Source organism: Streptomyces sp. R818 (assembly GCF_056172735.1).
On the sequence record NZ_JAOCNE010000011.1, the window covers coordinates 215,039 to 237,042 of the forward strand.

The 22,004-nt window shown below is 72.9% G+C and carries 16 protein-coding genes; 9 read left to right on the forward strand and 7 right to left on the reverse strand.

Annotation, left to right across the window (positions count from 1 at the left end):
* Positions 1-1,131: 1,131 nt before the first annotated feature.
* Positions 1,132-2,367: a CynX/NimT family MFS transporter gene (locus tag N5I75_RS25720; RefSeq protein WP_476681049.1), complete on the reverse strand. Its 1,236-nt coding sequence runs from the start codon at positions 2,365-2,367 to the stop codon at positions 1,132-1,134.
* 135 nt (positions 2,368-2,502) lie between these two features.
* On the opposite strand from N5I75_RS25720, the gene N5I75_RS25725 reads away from it, so the two are divergent.
* From N5I75_RS25725 to N5I75_RS25750, 6 genes are all read left to right on the forward strand, one after another.
* Positions 2,503-3,237, forward strand: coding sequence for a FadR/GntR family transcriptional regulator (locus N5I75_RS25725; RefSeq protein ID WP_476681051.1), 735 nt, complete (start codon positions 2,503-2,505; stop codon positions 3,235-3,237).
* A gap of 183 nt (positions 3,238-3,420) precedes the next feature.
* Entirely contained in the window at positions 3,421-5,112 is a 1,692-nt protein-coding gene (gene qcrB / locus N5I75_RS25730; RefSeq protein ID WP_476681053.1) for a cytochrome bc1 complex cytochrome b subunit, read from the forward strand.
* An 85-nt stretch (positions 5,113-5,197) separates the two neighbouring features.
* Complete coding sequence (locus N5I75_RS25735) at positions 5,198-5,968, forward strand: enoyl-CoA hydratase family protein (protein WP_476681055.1); 771 nt, start codon at positions 5,198-5,200, stop codon at positions 5,966-5,968.
* Positions 5,965-6,831: a CoA transferase subunit A gene (locus tag N5I75_RS25740; protein ID WP_476681057.1), complete on the forward strand. Its 867-nt coding sequence runs from the start codon at positions 5,965-5,967 to the stop codon at positions 6,829-6,831. The genes N5I75_RS25735 and N5I75_RS25740 overlap by 4 nt, the downstream gene beginning before the upstream one ends.
* On the forward strand, positions 6,828-7,577 hold the full coding sequence (locus tag N5I75_RS25745) for a CoA-transferase subunit beta (RefSeq protein WP_476681058.1): 750 nt from the start codon (positions 6,828-6,830) through the stop codon (positions 7,575-7,577). Before N5I75_RS25740 ends, N5I75_RS25745 begins: the two co-directional genes overlap by 4 nt.
* Complete coding sequence (locus N5I75_RS25750; protein WP_476681060.1) at positions 7,574-8,638, forward strand: NAD(P)H-dependent flavin oxidoreductase; 1,065 nt, start codon at positions 7,574-7,576, stop codon at positions 8,636-8,638. The genes N5I75_RS25745 and N5I75_RS25750 overlap by 4 nt, the downstream gene beginning before the upstream one ends.
* Before the next feature lie 8 nt (positions 8,639-8,646).
* Here the strand turns inward: N5I75_RS25750 and N5I75_RS25755 are convergent, their stop codons facing one another.
* Entirely contained in the window at positions 8,647-9,804 is a 1,158-nt protein-coding gene (locus N5I75_RS25755; protein WP_476681062.1) for an acetyl-CoA C-acetyltransferase, read from the reverse strand.
* A 54-nt stretch (positions 9,805-9,858) separates the two neighbouring features.
* Entirely contained in the window at positions 9,859-10,644 is a 786-nt protein-coding gene (locus tag N5I75_RS25760; RefSeq protein ID WP_476681064.1) for an SDR family oxidoreductase, read from the reverse strand.
* Positions 10,645-10,738: 94 nt separating this feature from the next.
* Between N5I75_RS25760 and N5I75_RS25765 the strand changes: the two genes are divergently transcribed.
* Positions 10,739-11,881, forward strand: a complete 1,143-nt coding sequence (locus tag N5I75_RS25765) for an acyl-CoA dehydrogenase family protein (RefSeq protein WP_476681066.1) — start codon at positions 10,739-10,741, stop codon at positions 11,879-11,881.
* Positions 11,881-12,828: an acyl-CoA dehydrogenase family protein gene (locus N5I75_RS25770; protein WP_476681068.1), complete on the forward strand. Its 948-nt coding sequence runs from the start codon at positions 11,881-11,883 to the stop codon at positions 12,826-12,828. The genes N5I75_RS25765 and N5I75_RS25770 overlap by 1 nt, the downstream gene beginning before the upstream one ends.
* On the opposite strand, the gene N5I75_RS25775 is transcribed toward N5I75_RS25770, so the two are convergent.
* The 3 genes from N5I75_RS25775 to N5I75_RS25785 form a co-directional block, all read right to left on the reverse strand.
* Positions 12,819-13,958 (reverse strand): serine hydrolase domain-containing protein, encoded by a 1,140-nt coding sequence (locus N5I75_RS25775; protein ID WP_476681070.1) that lies wholly within the window; start codon positions 13,956-13,958, stop codon positions 12,819-12,821. The genes N5I75_RS25770 and N5I75_RS25775 overlap by 10 nt on opposite strands.
* Positions 13,959-14,019: 61 nt before the next feature.
* Entirely contained in the window at positions 14,020-15,414 is a 1,395-nt protein-coding gene (locus N5I75_RS25780) for a hypothetical protein (RefSeq protein ID WP_476681072.1), read from the reverse strand.
* Positions 15,401-18,319 carry a peroxidase family protein gene (locus N5I75_RS25785; RefSeq protein WP_476681074.1) on the reverse strand — a complete coding sequence of 973 codons (2,919 nt, stop codon included), beginning with the start codon at positions 18,317-18,319 and terminating at the stop codon, positions 15,401-15,403. Before N5I75_RS25785 ends, N5I75_RS25780 begins: the two co-directional genes overlap by 14 nt.
* A 329-nt stretch (positions 18,320-18,648) precedes the next feature.
* Between N5I75_RS25785 and N5I75_RS25790 the strand changes: the two genes are divergently transcribed.
* A complete protein-coding gene (locus N5I75_RS25790) occupies positions 18,649-19,905 on the forward strand; it encodes a lipase family protein (RefSeq protein WP_476681075.1) in 1,257 nt (418 codons plus the stop codon).
* A gap of 22 nt (positions 19,906-19,927) precedes the next feature.
* On the opposite strand, the gene N5I75_RS25795 is transcribed toward N5I75_RS25790, so the two are convergent.
* Positions 19,928-21,961 (reverse strand): metallophosphoesterase family protein, encoded by a 2,034-nt coding sequence (locus N5I75_RS25795; RefSeq protein WP_476681077.1) that lies wholly within the window; start codon positions 21,959-21,961, stop codon positions 19,928-19,930.
* Positions 21,962-22,004 lie beyond the last annotated feature (43 nt).

The following is a 22,004-nucleotide window of genomic DNA, read 5'->3' on the forward strand; positions in this document are numbered from 1 at the left end:
GGGTGCTGCCGTGGGCGGGGTGTCGGTGGGGTTCGCCGGGGGCGCGGGTGCCAGCGCGTGCGGGGTGGCGCCGGGGTCGCCGGGGGGAGGGTGTGCAGCGGGCGGGGTGTGGCGAGGTTTGCGGGGGTGCGGGTGCTGCGCGGGAGGGGTGGGTGAGGTTTGGGGGGTGCGGGTGCTGCGCGGGGGGGTGTCGGTGAGGTTTGCGGGGTGGGGTGTGCGGGGGGGTGTCGGCGGTTCGTAGGGGGCGGGTGCCGGGGCGGGTGGCGTGGGGGTTGCCGGGGGTGTGGGTGCTGCCGCGGGCGGGGTGTTGGTGGGGTTCGCCGGGGGTGCGGTGCTGCGCGCTGCGCGCGGCGGGGTATCGGCAGGTTTGTCGGGGCGCGGGGGTGAGATCAGGTTGGGCTGCGGGGGGGCTTGCCGGGGTTTGAAAGTGCGGCGCGGTTGAGTCCTGGGCGGCGGAGGGGGCTGCGGAGAGCTGAGGGTTGGCCGGGCTGGGTCGCCGACCTCCGTCGGCGGCGCCAATCGGGTGCCGGGGTTCGGCATCGGGCGGGGGTGCGGCGAAGGGTCGGAGGGGCGCCGGCGCTCGCGCCTGGCGCCTGCGCCGCCTGCCCGTTCGCCGCGGCTGTGCCCTGTGCGGGGGCGGGCGGCGTCGCGGAGCTCGCCTGCTTCGGGCGGCGATCGCGGCGGACCGTACCGGGGTTCGGACGCGCCACGTCCCGACGGCGCACCGGAAGCGGCTCCTTGGTCCGGCCCGGGGCCGGGGCCGTGCCCCCGTCCTCGGGCGCACCTGTCACCGGAGCCATCGCCGAAGGCACAGGCGCGGCGATGTTCTCCGCGGAATCAGCGGCCAGCGCCTCCGTGTTGTTCTCCACCGGGTTCATCGAACGCACCGCACCCCGCGCGTCGTAGCCCGCGACGGTGTCTGCGGACCAGTCATCCGTGCCCCCACGTCGAACATCATCGGCAGACCCCCGGAACTGAGGCGATTCGCCTTCACTCGCGCCTTCTGCGGCCCCTCGTGGACCACCTGCCGCGAAAGCCTATATCCCCGCACCCCCGGCCCCGGGATCGGTTACCGGCCCACCCTCCGGTCACCGGGCCCGACCGGCCCCGACGTCCGCGATGCTCATCGGCTCACCCCTCCAACTGCCGCGCCCGTCCCGCCCCGACACCCGCGATCCCCATCGGCACGCACAACACCGCGAGCAGCGCCAAAGGAACCGTCCAACCCCCGGTCGCATCATGCAGCGCCCCGAGCAGGAACGGCCCCGCCGCCGCCAGCAAGTAGCCGACTCCCTGGGCCATTCCGGACATCTCCGCGGCGCGCGTCGCGTCCGGGGAGCGGAGGACGATCACCGCCAGCGCCGTGCTGATGAGGAGCCCGGAGCCGAAGCCCTGCATGAGCATCCACGCGTACGCCCCGCCGACCGGCGCGACCATCAGCCCGAGCAGCGAGGCGAGGAACAGTGCCGTGCCGGCGAGGGCGAACGCCACCTGGTTCGCGGACCGGCCGACCAGCGCCGTGAAGGCGAGCGAACCGGCGATCCCGACCAGGCTCATCAGGGACAGCATCCAGCCGGCCTGCGTCGACGACATGCCCTCGTCGGTCAGCATCGCGGGGATCCACGCCGCGCACGCGTAGTACTCCAGGGACTGCAGGCCCATGAGGAGCGTGATCTGCCAGGCCAGGCGGGAGCGGCGCAGGGGCGTACGGGGACGGACAACGCCCCCGGCCACCGCACCCGGCGCGTCCGACCGGCGCGACTGCGGCAGCCACACCACGAACGCCAGCGCCGAGAGCACCGCCCACATCCCGATCGCCCCGCGCCAGCCGAGCCCGAGCGCGTCGCCGAGCGGCACCGTCACTCCGGCCGCGAGGGCCGCGCCGCAGAACAGGGCCACGGAGTACAGGCCCATCATCAGACCCGTCCGGTGGTGGAAGTGGCGCTTGATGACGCTGGGTACGAGCACGTTGGACAGCGAGATCGCCGCGCCCAGCAGTACCGTCCCCGCGAAGAGCGCGGGCAGCCCCGGTGCCAGGCGTACCGCGATGCCCGCCGTGAGCAGCGCCATCATCGCGCCGAGCGCCCGCGTCATCCCGATCCGCCGCGACAGCTTCGCCGCGAACGGGGCGAGCAGCCCGAAGCAGAGGATCGGCAGCGTCGTGAGCAGCCCGGCCAGCGAACTGCTCAGGCCCGTCGCCGCGCGGATCGTGTCGAGTTCGGGGGAGACCGACACGACACCCGGCCGCAGGTTCATGGCGATGAGCAGGACGCCCGCCGCGAGCAGCCCGCCCGCCGCGAGAACGGGTGGCGCGGATGCGGTACGGGCGGGCTCGGACGTCGTCGACGGGTCGGCGCTGTGGGACATGCCGCCAACGTAACATCCCATGTTTCGTCCCTGCGGAGGGTGGCCAACCGCTGAATGCGGCCGAGGAGCCGCAGGCGTCCACTCCAGATATGGGATATTTGGAGTGTCGTCCGCACCCATCAGAAGGGCCCCGCCTTGCCCCCGACCCCGACCCCGCCCCCCATCCCGTCCCCCACCCTCGTCCAACAAACCATCCACCGCATCGAGCGGCACATCGAACGCGGCGACTGGCCGGTAGGCCACCGGCTTCCCGCCGAGGGGCAGCTGGTCGAGGCGTTCGGGGTCGGGCGGAACACGGTTCGTGAGGCGGTTCGCGCGCTGTGTCACACGGGGCTGCTCGAGGCGCGGCGCGGCGACGGTACGTACGTCCGGGCCGCCAGCGATCTCAACGCCGCGCTGCAACGACGCCTGCGCCGGGCCGAGTTGCGCCACGTCCTCCAGGTCCGCCTCGCCCTGGAGCGGGAGGCCGCGCCCGCCGCGGCCCTGCACCGCGGTGAGGAGGATCTGGCCCGCATCCTGTCGGCGCTGCTCGCGCGGCGCCGTGCCGACGAGCGCGGGGAGGTGGCCGCCTTCGTCGACCGGGACCTGGAGTTCCACCGGGCGGTCGTCGCCGCGAGCGGGAACCCGCTGATGACGGACCTGTACGAGAGCATCACGGCGTCGGTGCGGCACAGCATCGAGTCGCTCGTCCCCGACTGGACCCCCGAGCTGCCCGGCGCCTCCGCCCACGACGACCTGGCCGACGCGATCGCGCGCCGCGACCCGGACGCGGCCACCAAGGCCGCCTGGGCGCACACGCAGACCGTGGAGGAAGCCATGGAGCGGCTCACGGAACGCGGTGACTCAGGGGAGAAAGGCGAGAAGGAGTGATGCGGCCCGTGCCCGGGGAAGTGCTGGGCTGGACATTCCGGGACGCAGTCACCACCCGCACCCTGCGTTTCAGCGGCATCCGGCTGCATAACGCGACCCCGCGCTGAACCCCTGTCCGCCGCCCCGCCCGCGCTCTACCCTGAGACCCTGTCCGCGCCTCACCGGGCTTCGAGGGGGAGTCGCATGAGCGATGGCAGCGACGGCAGCGATGGCGACGACGGCGACAGGGACGGCGGCCGAGGGCGGCGCGCGAACCCCCCGGGCAAGGGGGAGCGGCTCGCCGACTGGGCCGACGGGCGGCTCGGGCTCTACCAGCTCGCCAAGTCCCAGATGCGCAAGATCTTCCCGGACCACTGGTCCTTCATGTTCGGCGAGATCTGCCTCTACAGCTTCATCATCCTCATCCTCACCGGCACCTATCTGACCCTGTTCTTCGAGCCCAGCAACGCCGAGGTCGTCTACAACGGCTCGTACGAACCGCTCAAGGGCATCCTCATGACCCGGGCGTACGAGTCGACGATCGACATCAGCATGGAGGTGCGCGGCGGTCTGCTGATCCGGCAGATGCACCACTGGGCCGCGCTCGTCTTCGTCGCGGCGATGCTCTGCCACATGATGCGGGTCTTCTTCACGGGCGCGTTCCGCAAACCCCGCGAGGTCAACTGGCTGTTCGGCTGGACCCTGCTGATGCTCGGCATCGTCACGGGGCTCACCGGCTACTCGCTCCCCGACGACCTGCTCTCCGGCACCGGCCTCCGCTTCTCGCAGGGCGCGATCCTGTCGGTGCCGATCGTCGGCACGTATCTCTCGTTCTTCCTCTTCGGCGGGCAGTTCCCCGGCGACGACTTCATCGCCCGCCTCTACCCGGTCCACATCCTGCTGCTGCCCGGCATCATGCTCGCCCTGGTCGCGGCCCATCTGATCCTGGTCTTCTACCACAAGCACACCCAGTTCGCGGGGTCCGGACGCACGGAGAGGAACGTGGTCGGCGCGCCCTTCCTGCCGATCTACGTGGCGAAGGCGGGCGGCTTCTTCTTCCTGGTCTTCGGTGTCCTCGCCGTCATGGGCGCGGTCGCCACCATCAACCCGGTGTGGGCGTTCGGGCCGTACCAGACGCACCTCGTGACCACCGGCGCCCAGCCCGACTGGTACCTCGGCTTCTCCGAGGGCCTGATCCGGGTGATGCCGGGATGGGAGATCAACCTCTGGGGGCACACGTTACAACTCGGCGTCTTCATCCCGTTCGCGCTGTTCCCGCTGGTCATGACCCTGATCGCGGTGTACCCGTTCATCGAGGCGTGGATCACGGGCGACCGGCGCGAGCACCACATCGCCGAGCGTCCGCGCAACCGCCCCGTCCGCACCGGCCTCGGCGTCGCCTGGCTCTCCCTGTACGGCGTGCTCCTGATCGGAGGAGGCAACGACATCGTGGCGCTGCGCTTCCACCTCTCCATCAACGCCATCACGTGGGCCGTGCGGATCGGCTTCTTCGTCGTCCCGGTGCTCGCGTTCTTCGTCACCAAGCGGATCTGCAACGGGCTGCAGCGCCGTGACCGCGAGAAGTCCCTGCACGGCCGCGAGTCCGGCACGATCAAGCGGCTGCCGCACGGCGAGTACATCGAGGTCCACGAACCGCTCAGCCGTGCCGAGCTGTACAAGCTGAACCTGCACGAGCAGCCGGCGCCGTACGAGCTGGGGCCGCGCGTCGACGAGAACGGGGTGGCGCGGAAGTTCACCGTGCGGCAACGGGTGCGTGCACGTCTCGCCAAGGCCATGTACGGGCCCGGTTCGTACGTGCCGAAGGCGACCGTGGAGGAGTACCAGGCGCTGCACGCGGGCTGGCACGAGTCCGAACGGGACCCGTCCGCCCGCTGAGCCCTCCTGTTCCCCGCGCGGCATGACTGCTACCTTCGCACCAACGCACCTAACAAACGTTTGGTGGAAGGTGGCGGTGCCGCCCATGCCCGTCTCTCTCTCGTACGCGGGGCCCGATCCCGCCGAGCGGGCCGTCGCCGTCGTCGACGTCGACTACGCCCCGGTCAACGCCCTGCCCGTACAGGGCTGGTACGACCTCGCCGACGCCGTCCGCGCGGCGGGGCGCGACCCCGATGTGCGCTGCGTCGTGCTCACCGCCACCGGCCGCGGCTTCAACGCCGGGGTCGACATCAAGGAGTTGCAGCGCGACGGCGGCCACACCGCGCTGATCGGCGCCAACCGGGGCTGCGCCGCCGCCTTCGCCGCCGTGTACGAGTGCGAGGTGCCGGTCGTCGCCGCCGTGCAGGGGTTCTGCCTCGGCGGCGGGATCGGGCTCGTCGGGAACGCCGACGCGATCGTGGCCAGCGACGACGCCACCTTCGGCCTGCCCGAACTGGACCGGGGCGCGCTCGGCGCCGCCACCCACCTGTCCCGCCTGGTCCCGCAGCACCTGATGCGCGCCCTCTACTACACCTCGCGCACCGTCACCGCCGTCGAACTGCACGCCCACGGGTCGGTGTGGAAGGTGGTGCCCGGTCCCGACTCCACGCGACCGCCTTCGCGCTGGCGGGGAGATCGCGCGCAAGGACGGATACCTCCTGCGGCTCGCCAAAGCCGCGCTCAACGGCATCGACCCCGTCGACGTACGCCGCAGCTACCGCTACGAGCAGGGGTTCACCTTCGAGGCGAACCTCAGCGGCGTCGCCGACCGGGTCCGCGCCGGTCTCGGCGCCGCCCCGACGAGGAGGCCGAGTGAGCACGAGCGACAAGACCCTCTCCGCCGACGACGTGGCCGGGCGGCTGCGCAGCGGCATGACGCTCGGCATCGGCGGCTGGGGCTCGCGCCGCAAACCCATGGCGCTGGTCCGGGCCCTGCTGCGCAGCGACGTCACCGACCTCACCGTCGTCTCCTACGGCGGCCCCGACGTGGGCCTGCTCGCCGCCGCGGGGAAGATCCGCAGACTGGTCGCACCGTTCGTCACCCTCGACACCATCCCCCTCGAACCGCACTTCCGCGCCGCCCGCGAGCAGGGCCGTATCGAGCTGACGGAGATCGACGAGGCCATGTTCATGTGGGGGCTGCGCGCCGCCGCGAACCGGCTGCCGTTCCTGCCCGTGCGCGCGGGCCTCGGCTCGGACGTCATGCGCGTCAACCCCGGCCTGCGGACCGTCACTTCACCGTACGAGGACGAGGAGACGTTCGTCGCGATGCCCGCCCTGCGCCTGGACGCGGCCCTCGTCCACCTGAACCGCGCGGACCGGCGCGGCAACGGCCAGTACCTGGGCCCGGACCCGTACTTCGACGACCTCTTCTGCTCGGCCGCCGACACCGCGTACCTGTCCTGCGAGCGGATCGTGGACAGCGCCGAACTCGCCAAGGGCGGGCCGCCGCAGTCCCTCCTCGTCAAACGGCACCGCGTCACCGGCGTCGTCGAGGCCCCGAACGGCGCGCACTTCACGTCCTGCGCACCCGACCACGGCCGCGACGAGGCGTTCCAGAAGCTGTACGCGACCACACCGTTCGAGGAGTTCCGGGCGCGGTTCCTGAGCGGGGACGAGCAGGCGTACCAGGCCGCCGTCGAGGCGTGGCGGCAGGAGCGGGGAGAGGAGGCCCGATGAGTGCATCCAGTGCCCTGACGGCCACACGCGCCGATCACTGCGTCATCGCCTGCGCCGAGGCCTGGCGCGACAGCGGCGAACTGCTCGCCGGCCCGATGGGCCTGATCCCCGGTATCGGGGCGCGGCTCGCGCGGCGCACGTTCGCCCCCGACCTGCTCCTCACGGACGGTGAGGCCATGCTGATCGGCCCCGACGGGGAGCGTGAGGGCTGGCTGCCCTACCGTCAGCACCTGGAGCTGGTGGCGAGCGGGCGCCGGCACGTGATGATGGGCGCGAGCCAGCTCGACCGGTTCGGCAACCAGAACATCTCCTGCATCGGTGACTGGCACCGTCCGACGCGGCAGCTGCTCGGGGTGCGCGGCGGCCCCGTCAACACCCTGAACAACCCGACGAGCTACTGGGTGCCCAGGCACTCCCGGCGCGTCTTCGTCGGCAAGGTCGACATGGTGAGCGGTGTCGGCCATGACAGCGCCGCCGCGGCCGGGCCGTCCGCGACCCGCTTCCACCAGTTGCGGCGCGTCGTCACCGACCTCGCCGTGCTCGACTTCGACACCCCGGACCGCACGATGCGGCTCGCGTCCCTGCACCCCGGGGTCACGGTCACGGAGGTGCGCGAGGCGACCGGCTTCGAGCTGGCGCTGCCCGCCGATGTCCCGTACACGCGGGAGCCGACCGACGAGGAGTTGCGGCTGATACGCGAGGAGCTGGACCCGGACGGGCTCCGCCACCGCGAGGTGCCCGCGTGAGCGACGCCGCCTTCCGCACCGCCCTCACCGAGCTGACCGGCGTCCGGTACCCCCTCGTGCAGACCGGCATGGGCTGGGTCGCCGGGCCCCGGCTCGTCTCCGCCGCCGCGAACGCCGGGGCGCTCGGCATCCTCGCCTCCGCGACGATGACGACCGGGCAGCTCCGCGCCGCCGTGCGGGAGGTCAAGGGCCGGACCGCTCAGCCCTTCGGGGTCAATCTGCGGGCCGACGCCGGGGACGCGCGGGAGCGTGTGCGCGTCATCGTCGACGAGGGCGTGAAGGTGGCCTCGTTCGCGCTCGCGCCGTCGCGGGAGCTGATCGCCGAGCTGAAGGACGCGGGTGTCGTCGTCATCCCGTCCGTCGGGGCGCGCAGGCACGCGGAGAAGGTCGCGGCGTGGGGCGCCGACGCCGTCGTCGTACAGGGCGGTGAGGGCGGCGGGCACACCGGGGAGGTGGCGACCACCGTGCTGCTGCCGCAGGTTGTGGACGCCGTCAGCATCCCCGTGATCGCGGCCGGTGGGTTCCGTGACGGGCGCGGGCTCGTCGCGGCGCTCGCGTACGGCGCCGCCGGGATCGCCATGGGCACCCGTTTCCTGCTCACCTCCGACTCGACCGTGCCGGACGCCGTCAAGGCCCGCTACCTCGCGGCCGGCGTCAAGGACATCACCGTCACCACCGCCGTCGACGGCCTGCCGCACCGCATGCTGCGCAGCGAACTCGTCGCCGGGCTCGAACGCGCCGGGAGGCCCGCCGCTCTCGTGCGGGCGGTGCGCCACGCCGCCGCGTTCCGCGAGGTGTCCGGGGTGAGCTGGGCGCGGATGGTCCGCGACGGGCTCGCCCTGCGGCACGGCAAGGAGCTGTCCTGGAGCCAGGTGCTGCTCGCCGCCAACACGCCGATGATGCTCAGGGCCGCGATGGTGGACGGCGATCCGCGCGGCGGCGTCATGGCCTCCGGGCAGGTCGCGGGCGTCATCGACGACCTGCCGTCGTGCCAGGAGCTCGTGGACCGGATCATGGCGGAGGCGGGCCGCACCCTGGAGCGGCTGCGGCCCTCACCCTGAACGGCGGGTCACAGGCGCTCGATGATCGTCACGTTCGCCTGGCCGCCGCCCTCGCACATCGTCTGCAGGCCGAACCGGCCGCCCGTGCGCTCCAGTTCGTGGAGCAGCGTCGTCATCAGCCGCACGCCGGTCGCGCCGAGGGGGTGGCCGAGGGCGATCGCGCCGCCGTTGACGTTGACCTTCGCCGGGTCGGCACCGGTCTCCTTCAGCCAGGCGAGGACGACCGGCGCGAACGCCTCGTTGATCTCCACCAGATCGATGGCGTCGAGCGACAGACCGGTCTTCTTCAGCGCGTACGCGGTCGCCGGGATCGGCGCGGACAGCATCCGGATCGGGTCCTCGCCGCGTACGGAGAGGTGGTGGACGCGGGCCCGGGGCGTCAACCCGTGCTCGCGCACCGCCCGTTCGGAGGCGATCAGCATCGCCGCCGCGCCGTCCGACACCTGCGAGGAGCACGCCGCCGTGATCGTGCCGCCCTCCAGGACGGGGGCGAGCGCCGCCATCTTCTCCAGGGTCGTGTCGCGGCGCGGACCCTCGTCGACGGTGACGCCGCCGTACGGGACCGTCTCGCGATCGAAGCGGCCCTCGTCGATGGCACGGACCGCCCGCTGGTGCGACCGCAGCGACCACTCCTCCATGGCCTGCCGGGAGACGGACCACTTCTCGGCGATGAGCTGCGCGCCGTGGAACTGGTTGACGGGCTGCGTGCCGTAGCGGGCCCGCCAGCCCTCGCTGCCCGCGAACGGGCCCTCCGTCAGGCCGAGCGGCTCGGCCGCGAGCCGCGACGCGAACGCGATCGGCACCATTGACATGTTCTGCGTGCCTCCCGCGACCACCAGGTCCTGCGTGCCGGACAGCACGCCCTGCGCCGCGAAGTGCACCGCCTGCTGCGAGGAGCCGCACTGCCGGTCGATCGTCACGCCCGGCACCTCCTCGGGCAGCCCCGCCGCGAGCCAGGAGGTGCGCGCGATGTCACCGGCCTGCGGGCCGACCGCGTCGAGGCAGCCGAACACGACGTCCTCCACGGCGGCCGGATCGACGCCGGTGCGCCGCATCAGCGCCTTCAGTACGTGCGCGCCCAGGTCGGCGGGGTGCACGGCGGACAGGCCGCCCCTGCGCCGGCCCACCGGGGTGCGCACGGCGTCCACGATGTACGCCTCGGGCATGTTCGACTCCATTCCGGTCCGGTCCTGAGAGGGCGGTTGTGCGTGCTGTGCGTGCTATGCGTGCCGGTCGCTGACGGAGAGCACCTCGCCCGTCAGGTACGAGGAGTAGCCGCTGGCCAGGAACACGATCACGTTGGCCACCTCCCACGGTTCGGCGTACCGGCCGAACGCCTCGCGGGAGGTCAGCTCGTCGAGCAGCTCGGGCGAGACCACCTTGGCCAGGTGCGGGTGCATGGCGAGGCTCGGCGAGACCGCGTTGACGCGGATGCCGTGCTCCGCCGCCTCCACGGAGGCGCAGCGCGTCAGCGCCATCACCCCCGCCTTGGCGGCGGCGTAGTGCGCCTGCCCGGCCTGGGCGCGCCAGCCGAGCACGGAGGCGTTGTTGACGATGACGCCGCCGCGGCCCGCCGCCTTCATCAGCCGCAGGGCGGTGCGGGTGCAGCGGAACGTGCCGGTCAGCGTCGTGTCGATGACCTTCGACCACTGCTCGTCGGTCATCTCGGTCAGTTCGGCGGTGCCGCCGAGCCCCGCGTTGTTCACGACGATGTCGAGCCCGCCGTGGGCCTCGTCGGCCAGGGCGAACAGGGCCCGGACCTGGTCCTCGTCGGTGACGTCGCAGGGCGTGCCGGTCACGCGGCCGGCGCCGAACTCCTCGGCGAGGGCCTCGACGGTCTCCGCCGTCCGCCGCGCGTGCGCGTCCCCGACGACGACGCGCGCGCCCTCCTCCAGGAAGCGGCGCGCGGTCGCGCCGCCGATGCCCGCGCCCGCGGCGGCGGTGATCACGGCGGTGCGGCCGGACAGGAGGCGGTGGCCGGGCTCGTACGGCGGCGGCGGGCTCATACGCGTACCTCCGGTGTCGACGGACGTCGGCGCTGGCAGCTACTCTGCGGACAATCTACCAAACAGTTGTTAGGTAGGAAGGGGTGCGAGTCCGGTGGACCTGACGATCGACGCCGACGACGCGGCGTTCCGGGCACGGGCGCGCGACTGGCTCGCCGCGCACGTGCCGGATCAGCCGCTGCCCTCCCTGGAGACCGAGGAGGGGTTCGCCGCGCACCGCGCCTGGGAGCGCGAACTCGCCGCCGGCCGCTGGTCCGTCGTCTCCTGGCCCGAGCGGTACGGAGGCCAGGACGCGGGGCTCGTACGGTGGCTGCTGTTCGAGGAGGCGTACTACGCGGCCGGGGCGCCGGGCCGGGTCACGCAGAACGGCATCCACCTCCTCGCGCCGACCCTGTTCGACCACGGCACCGAGGAGCAGCGGGACCGGGTCCTGCCGTCCATGGCGAACGGGGAGACGGTCTGGGCGCAGGCCTGGTCCGAACCGGAGGCGGGTTCGGACCTCGCCTCCCTGCGCTCAACCGCCGCGCCTGTGCATGGTGGTTGGGTGCTCAACGGGCAGAAGACGTGGTCCTCGCGCGCCGCCTTCGCGGACCGGGCCTTCGGCCTCTTCCGCAGCGATCCCGCCACGGCGCGAAGCGACAAGCCGCACCGCGGCCTCACCTACCTCATGTTCGACCTGCGCGCGCCCGGCGTCACCGTCCGGCCGATCCCACGCCTCGACGGAAAACCCGCCTTCGCGGAGCTCTTCCTCGACGACGTGTTCGTGCCCGACGTCGACGTCATCGGCGAGCCGGGGCAGGGCTGGCGCATCGCGATGTCCGCGACCGGCAGCGAACGGGGTCTGACGCTGCGCTCGCCGGGCCGGTTCCTCGCGAGCGCGGGCGCCCTCGCCGACCAGTGGCGGGAGACGCCCGACCCCGCGCTCCGCGACCGCGTCGCCGACGCCGTGATCGGCGCCCGCGCCTACGAACTCTTCACCTGGGCGCACGCCACACGCGCCCTGGAGGGGCAGGACATCGGCGCGGAGTCCAGTATGAACAAGGTGTTCTGGTCGGAGCTCGACGTGGCGCTGCACGAGACCGCGCTCGAACTCGGAGCGGACGGGTGCTTGGCGGACGGGCCCTGGTCCGAGGGGTACGTCTTCTCCCTCGCCGGGCCCCTCTACGCCGGCACGAACGAGATCCAGCGCGACATCATCGCCGAGCGCCTGCTCGGCCTGCCGAAAGGGCGGCGCTGATGCGGTTCCTCCTCGAAGCCGAGCAGCGCGAGTTCGCCCGCACGCTCGACGCGCTGCTCACCAAGTCGGACGTTCCGGGCGCGGCCCGCGCCTGGGCCGACGGAGACTTCGCACCGGGCCGCGCCTTGTGGCACCGGGTCGCCGGCCTTGGCGTGTTCGCACTGGCCGGCCCGGACGCGTACCCGGTGGAACTGGCGCTCGCGTGTGAGCAGTTGGGACGGCACGCCGTTCCGGGCCCGTACGTCGAGACGCTGGCGGCCGTCGCCTTGTGCGCCCGCCTCGGTGACGCCCCGAACGGCGACGGGGAGGCCATGGTCACGCTCGGTCTGCCCGGGAGCGGCCCGTACGTCCTGGACGCGGACGCCGCCGACCGGCTCCTTGTCGTGGAGAGCGGCGACCCCTGGACCCTGCGCCTCGCCCCCGGGCACGGCTCCGTCCGGCCGGGGCTCGATCCCGCCCGCCGGTACGCCGAGCCGCTGCCCGGCGGCAACCAGTTGGCCGACGGCCCCGCCGTACGCGACGCCGCCCTGCGTGCCGGGGCGATTGCCCGGCTCGCCTCCGCCGCGCAGGCGCTCGGGGTCGGACGGGCCATGCTCGACCGGACCGTGGCGCATGTGCGGCAGCGGACGCAGTTCGGGGTGCCGATCGGTGCCTTCCAGGCGGTCAAGCACCGGCTGGCCGACACTCTCGTCGCCCTGGAGTTCGCCCGGCCGCTCGTGTTCGGCGCGGCGGTGACCATGCGCCCCGCCGACCTCGCCGCCGCCAAGGTGGCCGCGGGCGAGGCGGCGTACGCGGCGGCCCGTACCGCGCTCCAGCTGCACGGCGCCATCGGGTACACCGCCGAGTTCGATCTCAGCCTGTGGCTGATGAAGGCGCGGGCGCTGCGTGAGGCGTGGGGGACGCCGGGGGAGTGCCGGGCCCAGGTGCTCACCAGTCGTCACCACTGAGCCGCGTACGCCCAGAAGTCCCGCATGACCGGCGGCAGCGGTGACGGGCCGCCGAGGGAGAGCTGCGTCAGCAGGATCGACACCGTGCCGGTCGACGGGGTCAGATGCGCGGCCGTGCCGGTGCCGCCGACCCAGCCGTAGCGGCCCGGCACGTTCCACGGGTCGCGGCGTTCTACGTCGACGGAGCCGCCGTAGCCCCAGCCCGAGCCGAGCGTGAAGAGATCGCTGGCCGCGCGCTGGTCCGCCGTCAGGTGGTCGGTCGTCATCCGGCGTACCGACTCGGGCGAGAGCACCGGGGCGCCGTCCGCGAGGAGCATCCGGGCGAACGCCCAGAGGTCGTCGGCGGTGGAGACGAGCCCGCCCGCGCCGGAGGGGAACGCGGGCGAGCTGCTCCACCTGCCGTCGGGGGTGTCGACGCGCTCGGCGCCCCCGTCGGCCGTGGGTACGTAACAGCTGGTGAAGCGCGACAGCTTCGCGGCCGGGACCGCGAACGCGGTGTCGCGCATGGCGAGCGGCGCGAAGATCCGCTCGGCGAGGAAGTCCGGCAGGCTCTGCCCCGTGACCCGTGAGACCAGGACGCCCTGGAGGTCGGAGCAGGTGTTGTACAGCCACGCCTCGCCGGGCTGGTGGAGGAGCGGGATGCGGGCGAGCGCCGCGAGCCAGGCGTCCGGGCCGGGCGCGTGGTGCGGGTCGTGCGGGTCCGCCAGCGCGAAGACCGGCTGCACGGCGGGCAGGTTGAAGTCGGACGGGAAGCCCCAGCCCGCGCGGGAGGTCAGCACGTCCTCCACCGTGATCGGACGGCGCGCCGGCACGACGTCCTCGGCCGGGCCCGCCGGGTCCCGTACGACGACGGGATCGGCCAGCTCGGGCAGCCAGCGCCGGATCGGCGCGTCGAGGGTGAGACGGCCCTCGTCCACGAGGATCAGGACGGCCGCCGCCGCGATCGGTTTCGTCACGGAGGCGATGCGGAAGAGCGAGTCCCGCGCGAGCGGCGCCGTGCCCTCGGCGTCGACGTGACCGACCGCCGCGACCTCGGCCCGGTCGCCGCGGGCCACCAGACCCACGGCTCCCGGCACCGGCCCCTTCGTGACGTGCGGGGCAAGGACATCGTGCAGAGCGGTCTCGGGCATCGGGGTCACCCTCCTGGGCTGACGGTCGCAGGTGTCGTGAAGGGTGACTCCCGGACCCCTCTCAACTCATCGGTTCCCCGTCCCAGAGCGTGTCGTGCGCCCGGTGCGCGTCGGTGAGCCCATGGGTGAAGAAGCGCTCGTAGTACTCGTCCTCCACATGGTGGGCCTGGAGCCAGATCCCGGGCACGTGGATGGCGTCCGTGTGCGCGGGGAAGCGGCGGTGCGTGGCCAGGATGTACGTACAGACGTCACGGGCGCAGTCGATGACCCGCTCGTCGTACTCGCTGGCCTCGGCGAGGTAGCGCTGGCCGTAGTCCTCCTTGTAGATGCGGGTGAAGACGTCCTTGTCGGCGTAGGTGCCGCCGGTGCCGAACTTCGACTCGACGACCGCGTCCACCGCGTCCGACATCGAGGCGTGCGCGGGCGGGCAGGCCGCCTCGATCAGTGGTGCGCCGGTCGCCGGGTCGGTCAGGCCGACCGGCTGCGAGCGCAGGGTCGCGTACTTGGGCAGCGGCACGTGCCAGCGCCACAGGTCCGCGAGGCGCCAGCGCGGCGTCACGAACGTGAAGCCGAGCATCTTGCCGTAGACCTTGCTGAACTTCGGGTCGCCGAGCGCGATCTGCGGGTTGACCGAGGCGTGGATCCAGGCGCCCAGGCCCATCGCCTCCGCCGTCAGCATCACGTTCTGCAGGAGCAGGTCCGCCTCGATCTGGGTGCGCAGCGGGCCGAGCGCGCCGAGCGGCAGCTTCAGGTCCTTGTTCAGGAACCCGTTCTCCATCCACTTCCTCACGCCCGCCGGACGGTACAGGTTCCGGTCGTCGACGAAGGTCGGCCGCGCCCCGTCCGGCTGCGTGAGCAGGTACATCAGCGCGTTGATGTACTGGTGCGAGAGGTCGACGACCGGGAAGAGGACGGTCGTGCCCGGCAGGTTGGACAGGAAGCGGTTGGAGTCCAGGTAGGCCGGGAAGTCCCGCAGGCCCTCGGCCACGTCGAGCCGGTGGTCGAGGATCTTCACCTTCGCCTGCCGGGCCCGCTCGATCAGCGAGGGTGCGTCGAACGGCTCGTGCGGGGCCGGGTCCAGCTTGCGCAGGAAGTACGTGCCGCTGTCGTTGATCAGGAAGAAGTACGTGCCCTGCGCGTTGTCGGGGCTGCCCGCCGTGCGGCCCGTCATGGTCAGGTTGGGCTTGGCCATGATGGGCTTGCCGTCGCGCGGGTCCTCGAACGGGCGGTCCGGCATCGTCAGGCCCGTGGAGCCGGTGACCGCGATGAGCACCGCCTCCTCCAGCTCGCTCAGCGGCTGGGCCTGGTGCGGCGACCGGTAGCTCATCGATCCGGCCGGCACCGACGCGCCCCGGGAGACCCGGTGGGTGCGCCGCCGCCAGACCGTCTGGAGGAACGGGCGGGCGAGGAGGTCGTCCAGGCCCCGGTTGCCCGTGTTCCCGTCAACCGACGTCATCGGTGCCCCCGTTGTTCCCGTCCGCACCGTTGTCCCCGGTGGCCATCGGCGAGACCGGACGCCACGGCGCGAAGGCGCTGGCGTCGCGCGGCAGCAGCGAGGCGAGGTCCGGGCAGTGCCGCAGCACGACGGACTTCATGCCGCCCTTCTCCACCCAGTCCATGCCGAGCGGCGTGTAGATCTCCGGGCGGTAGTCGACGGTGAGGAACCGGTCGCTCTGCAACCGCCGCGTCGCCATCAGGATGAAGATGCGGAACGCGGTGTCCGAGAAGCCGAAGCCGGTCGGCGGGTTCTCCGCGAACAGGCCGACGACCGTGTCGATCTCGTCGACCGTCCGGTAGACCTCCTTCAGACGGGCGAGGGTCTCCGGCTCGCGCGTGAGGTCCTCGAAGCGGCGGATGCGCTCCTTGTGCAACCCCGCCCGGAAGTCGTTGTAGCGCGGCACCCCGCGCCTGCGGGTGCGCACCAGGTCGACGACCGACAGGTCGATGATCTCGCCCTCGCGCTGGAAGTGCTGGAGCGACTTCGGGTAGTTGTGCAGGGTGATCGCGCCCGGGTGCGCGATGCCGAACGAGTAGAGCGTGTTGGCCAGGCCCGTCTTGCGGATCTGGCTCTCGGCCGCCGCGCCCTGGATGTCGTTGAAGCCGACGGTCTCCAGGCGCTGCCCGAAGTGGAACTCGCGCAGCTCGTAGTCGTCGGGGATCAGCGGGTGCATCCGGTAGACGGTCACGAAGTCCTCGGTGAGCGAGTACGGCGCGCCGTGGTGGTCGGGCAGCGTCTTCGGGATGCCGGTCAGCGAGTGCGCTTCGAGGAGCCACAGGCCCAGCTGGTTCAGCCAGTTCCTCGGCGGGCCCTCCCAGTTGGTGCGCAGGCCGATGTCGATGGCCTTCGTCGCGAGGATCGCCGGGGTCCACTCCACCGTGTGGATCTTCGCGATGAGCGCGGAGACGACGAGCCGGGCCGTGTGGTAGATCCGGTCCTCGCTCATCGACGGGTACTCGGCGCGCAGCGCGTCGCACACCGCGTTGTGCTCGCGGGCGAACAGCGTGTGCATGGCGCTGAGCCCCATCCACCAGTTGTCCTTGAACCCGGTGATCGGGATGCCGCCGCGGTCGATCGGGATGTGCCCGGCGTCGAGCAGCAGCTTCGCGCCGCCGTCGGGCTCGCGCAGCTGCCGGGCCGTCGCCTCGTCGCCGCCGTACACCTCGGACCCGTCCCACCAGTGCGAGGCGGTGTTCCCGAAGAGGACCGGCGGCTTGTCGCCGGGCACCTCGATGCCCTCGTTCTCGGCGAACCGCATCACGCTCTCCTGCGGGCCGCCCGGCGTGTTGGTCCAGGTCCCGCCGCCCGGCGGCAGCGGCACCTCGACGGTCCTGCCGCCCTCGGGGTAGCGCCGGTGGTTGACCCAGTCGTGCACCTGGAACTGGATCCAGGCCGCCGCGAGGACGTTCAGCGACGTCGCGGGCACGAAGCTCTCCCGGGCCAGGAGCTGGCGGCTGACCGTCACCGGGTTCGGGGTGTCGAAGAGGTCGGGCCGGTACTGCGGCTTCAGGTTGCGGCCGAACGCCGCGCCGACCGCGCCCATCTTCGGCGCCGACAGATCGTTGTACGTCCCGTCGTACGAGCGTGAGGTGCGCAGCCGCTCGTCGACGGGGACCGGCACGGGGACGGCCTTCGGCGGCGCCTCGGGCACATCGGTGTCGATGAGGTTGAGGCGGCGAAGGACCTTGCGCAGGAAGACGAGGTTGAGCAGGCTCGCGTCGACCGGCAGCCGGTGCCAGGGCACGGCCCGGTTCAGGACGCGGAAGGCGAACGCGAACGGCACGTCGAGCACCCGGTTCCTGACCGGCTCCGTCGTCGTGAAGCGGGTGTCGTGGCGCTGGGCGCTGCTGGCCTGGTAGGCGGCCTTGCGGGCGCGGTTGATGTTGCCGAGCGGGCGGAACCCGTCCGTCGTGAACCACGGGTTGAACGACAGCTCCTCGACGCGCCGGGCCGCCGAACCGGCCTCGGCCGTCGTGATGTCCTGGCTCGGGATCGTCAGCCTGGCCACCACGATCGGCGGTGTGATGGCGTCCTCCCACTCCACGGCGGCGTCCTCGACGGGCGTGCGCCGCTCGTCCACGTAGCGCTGCACGCACAGGTCGAAGGCGACGTCGTCCCGGGAGAGGCGCTGCCCCAGCTCCTTGCGCAGGAAGTTCGGGTCGCCGCGGTCCGGGTGCGGTGCGCTGCCGCCGGTCGCGGCGGGCCGGAACAGGTAGCGGACCGGGCCCGCCTCCGCCCACAGCAGGGCGCCCCGGCTCCAGTACGTCTCGCGCGCCAGGCTGCTGACCTTCTGCCGGGTCGCCGCCTGGACGTTGCGCCGCATCCGGGTCGCCGTCGAGAGGCCCACCGCGAGCGGCAACTTCACGAACAGGCCGAACGCCTTCTGCAGCGGGGTGCGGGCGCCGGCCATCGCCTTGGCGAACGCCACGAACTCGCGGGCGTTGCTCGCGTGCGAGACGGGGAAGCTCGTCGCCATCAGATCGTGGCTCTCGTCGCCCGTCACCTGGACGCGCACGGCGATCCCGTGCAGGTCGGGCGCGCCGTCGGGGCCGGGCACGCCGCTCGCGTTGGAGAGCCGCACCGTCGCCGGATAGTCGGCGCCGGGCTGGGCGAAGCCGCCGCGCAGCGCGGCCGGGAGGTCGTCGGTGAAGCGCAGGCGGGCGTTCTCCACACCGAGCGCGGCCTTCGCGTGGAAGGTCCGCTCAAAGCGCGGGGCGCCGGCGGCCCGCCGGTTCGCGACCTGCACCTCCATGATCTCGCGGGCGAGGCGTTCGAACACAAGGCGTTCGGCCTCGGGGCTGCCGCCCTCGTACCGCTCGTACTGTGCCGACTCGTACGGTGTGTGACGTTCGGTCTCGGCCATGGGTTGCCGTCCCTGTCGTGTGCTGTACGTCGGGAGGTCGTGCCTGGAGGAGGAAGGGGCCAGTGACGCTATCGGCGCCGTGACAGGGATCGCAGCGCCGCTTCCCGCCATGTACCGGCACCCGCCCCGAGCACGAACTCCCGTACGTATGCGGGGATTTGGGCATGTCAGCGACGACCGCCCCGGCGCACCCCGTCCGTTCCCGGTACCGTGCGCCGCCCGCTCCTCACCCGCCCCACCCGACCGGCGCGGCGGTGGCCGGTCAGCGACGCCTTGACGGCGTGTCGCCCCGGTGGTGTGCTCGGCAGCCCCGTCCTGGGAGGCCCTTCATGCGGGACAAGACCGAGCACGGACCCACCTTCGCCGAGCTGCGCCCCTTCAAGGAACCGACCTTCGTCGAGCCGGGCAGGACCACCTTTCCCGTCTACCCCGACCTGCTGACACGGCTCCTCGACGACAAGGGCCACCCCGACCCGGACGGCGTCCTCCCGCACGCCTTCGCGACGCTGTCGGCCTACGCCTACGCCGGGTTCGACCAGGGCGCCGACCCCCGCACCGTCGCCCTGATGGCGACGCGGCTCGGCCTGGAGGAGAACCGCTGCCGCGTCTTCGTCCAGCGTGTCGACGCGCTCTACATCTCCTCCGCCGCCTACCTGATCCAGGACAAGGACCGCCGCGTCGCGATCCTCTGCTACCGCGGCACCCAGCCCGAGGACATCATCAGCATCCTGACCGACGCCGACGTGCACCCCGACACGCTCCGCGTCGACCTCGACGGTGTCCGCCACCCCGTGCACGCGGGCTTCTACCGCAACATGCGAGCCACCCGGTACCTGGTCCTCGAAGCCCTCGACCGGGCCGTGCGCGGCGAGTCCCTCGACCCGCGCGAGGACGGCACCCGGGGCGGCGGCCTCGAAGCGCTCTACATCACCGGGCACAGCCTCGGCGCGGCCATGGCGGCACTGATGGCGGTCACCCTCGTCCACGAACCGCGCTACGCCCACATCGCCCGCTGTCTGCGCGCCGTCTACACCTTCGGCCAGCCCATGCTCGGCGGCCCCGCACTGGCCCGCGCCTGCGAGAGCGCCACCGACGTGAACGGCACCCACCTGCTGCGCGACCGGCTCCTGCGCTACATCCTCGACCGCGACGTCGTGCCCGCCCTGCCGCCGCGCCCCGTCGGCCCGTACGCCGCGTTCGGCCGCGAGTTCCACTACCGCACCCGCCGTACGGGGATGGACGCCGTGCTCGGGGCGGCGGCCGACGCGGCGGCCGAGGCCGTCTCGGTCCCGGGCGACCTGCTCGCCGGCGTCAGCCCCCTGCACCGGCTGCGCCGCCTCGCGGCGGTCCCGGTGCGCGGCCAGGAGGACGGCTGGGTCGAGCGGCGCGACCCCGCCCCGCCCTATCCGCAGATGGACAGCCTCGCGGGGCTCGCGGTCGTCGCGCCGCTCGCGTTCTTTGCTGCGCGGCTCGCGCTGACCCGCTCCCTCCCGTTCAAGTACTCCTTCGAGGACCACGGCCCGGGGAGGTACGTGAACGCGCTGATGCCCGAGGGGGTGCTCAGCGAGTTCGGTGACGCGCGCTGATCTGTGCTTCCTCTCTGAGGGCTCAGTCCCGGCACAGCTCGGCGAGCGGGAGTTCCGCCGGGGCACCCGGCCGGAACGCGATGGGGCGGTCCGGCACCCACTGGCCGCCCGAGAGCCGGACCGTGCGCACGGCGAGCGTGTGCGCGTCGCCCTCGCGGGCCACGAACACCTCGTTGTACCCGTTGTGCTCGTCCGTCTCGCGGCTGCCGAGCGCGGGCGCCCCGGCGATCCGCGTCGTCCACTCCTGCTCCCCGCCGAGCAGCCGCTCGGCGGCCAGGAACCCCAGGTGCGTATGGCCGTGCAGGACCAGGGACGTCTCGGCGGCGGCCAGCGCCCGCTTGGCCTGGCCCGCGTTGACCACCCCCGAGTACGGGGCGATCTCCACCGCGGGCACCGGGGAGAGCGGGTGGTGCAGGGCGGCGAGCGTGGTCCAGCCCCGGTCGGGGGCGAGCCGGTCGAGGACGGCGCGGGAGACGACCCCGGGGTCGATCCGCTCGAAGTCCAGTATCAGCGAGGAGAGATCGGTCTCGTCGAGCGCGTGGGCGAACTCCTCCTGCGCCGCCTCCAGTTTGTCGCGGTCCTCGTCGCGGGCCGTCTCGCCGCCCGACTCGGCGGAGCCGAGCAGCGCGATCCGCAGCCCCGCCTCCGGGTAGCGCACGTACAGACGCCTGCGGTCGTGGCGGGGCTCGTGCAGGTCGGGGTGGGGGAACTCGGCGAAGGTCCGCGCGAACCACTCGTGGCGCGCGCCGGGCCGGGGGTCGAGCGTCAGGTCCCAGGACACGTCGTGGTTGCCGCCGACGAGGAGGATCCGCGGATCGTCCGGGCGCAGGTCCGGGTGGTCCGCGAGGCTCTTGCCCGCCTTGCGCAGCCAGTTGAGCGCGACGGTGCCGAACGCGTCGTGCGGCCGGTTGACGAGGTCGCCGGTGACGAGCAGCAGGTGCGGGGCGCGGCCGAGTTCCCCGAGGCGGCGCAGGTGCTCCAGGTAGCTGTCCATCGGGGACCCGGCGCCCGCGAGATCGGCCAGCCTGCGGCCCGCCGCGGTGACGTCCTTGGCGTCGACGTTGGAGCGCAGGCTGCCGCCGTGGTGCAGGTCGGAGACGTGGTGGACGCGGAGCACCTCGGGCAGGTGGCGGGCGAGGACGGGGTCGGCGGCCGGATCGGCGGCACCGTTGCGCGGCTGCTCGGCCCGGCCCTCGGTACGACCTTCGGTGCGGCTCTCGGCCCGGCCGTCGGGTTCGGTCACCGTGAGCCCCGAGCCGCGCCAGCGGTGGGCGCGCAGCAGGGCGCGCCCCGCCGCCGAGGTGCCGTCGTGGAACCACTGGTCGATATAGGCGTGCTGCTCCACGGCCGCCTCGCAGGCCGCGCGGTCGAGTGCCTCGGCGTCCGCGCGCAGCTCCGGCTCCAACTCGGCCACGTACAACGCGAGTTCGAGGAGGAACGGGGTCTGGAGCCAGCCGGGGAAGGAGTCGCGCAGCAGCTCCACCACCCCGGGCGCCCACTCCGGGGCGCGCGCCGTCATCCGCGCGCACTCCTCGGCCGACAGCACGGGCGGCCGTACGACGTCCTTGGGGTGGTCGGCGCCCAGATACGGCCCGAGCCGCTCGTGCTCGGCGGGGGTCGCGAGGACGACGGGGACGATGCCCGCCTCCCGCACCTGTTCGAGCCCGGCGGCGAGCACGGCCGGGTCGACGCCGCGGCCCCGGCCGCCCGGCGTGGACAGCGCGGGCTCGTCGACGAACAGCACCGCGCCCGGGGCGGGCGTCGGCGTGGAGCGCCGCCCGAGGAGACAGCCGAGGCCTGCCCTGCGGACCGCCGCCTCACCGGAGCGCAGGTCGATGCGGCGCGCCCCGCCCGGTGCGGCCCGCGCCCGCTCGGCGGCCTGCGCCAGCCAGCTCTTCCCGGCCCGCCGCGCCATCACGGCCACCCATGCGGTGCTGTTCGGCTGCCGGCCCTCCACCAGCGGGCGCGCCCACGCCGGGACGGCGCCGTCGGTGAAGCGGATGTCGAGGTCGTGGCGGTAGGCCTGGCTCGGCCAGAAGTCGCTCATGGTCGTCATTCCCGGGGAGGCTGGTCAGGGCTTGGTCAGGACGGGTCAGGAC

What these genes read in the sequence shown, in the direction of transcription:
- N5I75_RS25720 (WP_476681049.1), bottom strand. Translation starts at nt 2,367, where the DNA reads ATGTCCCACAGCGCCGACCCGTCGACGACGTCCGAGCCCGCCCGTACC.
- qcrB (WP_476681053.1), top strand. Translation starts at nt 3,421, where the DNA reads ATGAGCGATGGCAGCGACGGCAGCGATGGCGACGACGGCGACAGGGAC.
- N5I75_RS25735 (WP_476681055.1), top strand. Translation starts at nt 5,198, where the DNA reads ATGCCCGTCTCTCTCTCGTACGCGGGGCCCGATCCCGCCGAGCGGGCC.
- N5I75_RS25745 (WP_476681058.1), top strand. Translation starts at nt 6,828, where the DNA reads ATGAGTGCATCCAGTGCCCTGACGGCCACACGCGCCGATCACTGCGTC.
- N5I75_RS25755 (WP_476681062.1), bottom strand. Translation starts at nt 9,804, where the DNA reads ATGCCCGAGGCGTACATCGTGGACGCCGTGCGCACCCCGGTGGGCCGG.
- N5I75_RS25760 (WP_476681064.1), bottom strand. Translation starts at nt 10,644, where the DNA reads ATGAGCCCGCCGCCGCCGTACGAGCCCGGCCACCGCCTCCTGTCCGGC.
- N5I75_RS25770 (WP_476681068.1), top strand. Translation starts at nt 11,881, where the DNA reads ATGCGGTTCCTCCTCGAAGCCGAGCAGCGCGAGTTCGCCCGCACGCTC.
- N5I75_RS25775 (WP_476681070.1), bottom strand. Translation starts at nt 13,958, where the DNA reads ATGCCCGAGACCGCTCTGCACGATGTCCTTGCCCCGCACGTCACGAAG.
- N5I75_RS25780 (WP_476681072.1), bottom strand. Translation starts at nt 15,414, where the DNA reads ATGACGTCGGTTGACGGGAACACGGGCAACCGGGGCCTGGACGACCTC.
- N5I75_RS25785 (WP_476681074.1), bottom strand. Translation starts at nt 18,319, where the DNA reads ATGGCCGAGACCGAACGTCACACACCGTACGAGTCGGCACAGTACGAG.
- N5I75_RS25790 (WP_476681075.1), top strand. Translation starts at nt 18,649, where the DNA reads ATGCGGGACAAGACCGAGCACGGACCCACCTTCGCCGAGCTGCGCCCC.
- N5I75_RS25795 (WP_476681077.1), bottom strand. Translation starts at nt 21,961, where the DNA reads ATGACGACCATGAGCGACTTCTGGCCGAGCCAGGCCTACCGCCACGAC.